The sequence below is a fragment of the Pseudomonas sp. PS01298 genome, from assembly GCF_029959745.1.
Classification (GTDB): Bacteria; Pseudomonadota; Gammaproteobacteria; order Pseudomonadales; family Pseudomonadaceae; genus Aquipseudomonas; species Aquipseudomonas aylmerensis.
On sequence record NZ_JASCPP010000237.1, the window covers coordinates 1 to 730 of the forward strand.

1 protein-coding gene is annotated in these 730 nt (G+C 55.8%); it reads left to right on the forward strand.

Annotation, left to right across the window (positions count from 1 at the left end; all coding sequences use genetic code 11):
* Positions 1-345 precede the first annotated feature (345 nt).
* Positions 346-648, forward strand: a complete 303-nt coding sequence (locus QMX97_RS32010) for a transposase (protein ID WP_231997079.1) — start codon at positions 346-348, stop codon at positions 646-648.
* The last annotated feature ends 82 nt before the right edge of the window (positions 649-730 follow it).

Below are 730 nucleotides of genomic sequence, written 5' to 3' on the forward strand. Positions count from 1 at the left end.
GCAGTACTGACAGCCCTTCTGTGCCTGACCCGCCGCCTTCGCAGCCTCGCTAAAGCTCGACAGCTCCTACAGTTGCGCGGTGGGGTGGCTGGAATCCAAGCCATACAGCGAAACCCGGTGCTTGCTCAAATCCCCTTCATATACTGCTGATTATCGCGAACCCCTGTGCTGGCTTGCTGCAGAAGATCCCACCCACACAGGCGCTTTCCTGTGGGAGCCGTCGAGCTTTAGCGAGGCCGCGAAGGCGGTGGGTCAGGCAAAGAAGGAGTCAGTATGAACTGGCCTAATGATTTTGGACACCTCAATCGGGCGCTATGATGGCGCCCAAATCTGAGGTGTTTGGATATGCGTAAATCTTATTCAAGTGAGTTCAAACTCAAGGCTGCCAGCATGGTGCTGGACGAGGGGCAGTCGGTTCCCGAGGTCTGTGCCAGTTTGGATATTGGCCCTACGGCCTTGCGCCGCTGGGTCGATCAGGTTCGCAAGGAACGCTTGGGCTCGACTCCGGTGGGAGCCAAGGCGATTACCGCGGATCAGCGAGAGATCCAGGAACTTAAAGCCTTGCTCAGGCAAAGAGACCGGGATATCGAAATCCTAAAAAAAGCCAGTGCTCTCCTGCTTTTGGACGCCAAAGATCACTCTCGTTGATCTGTGAGCTGGGCGAGCAGTACGGCGTTAACGATTGCTGTCGTGTGTTCGGAATAAACCGCAGTAGCTTTTACGCATGGCG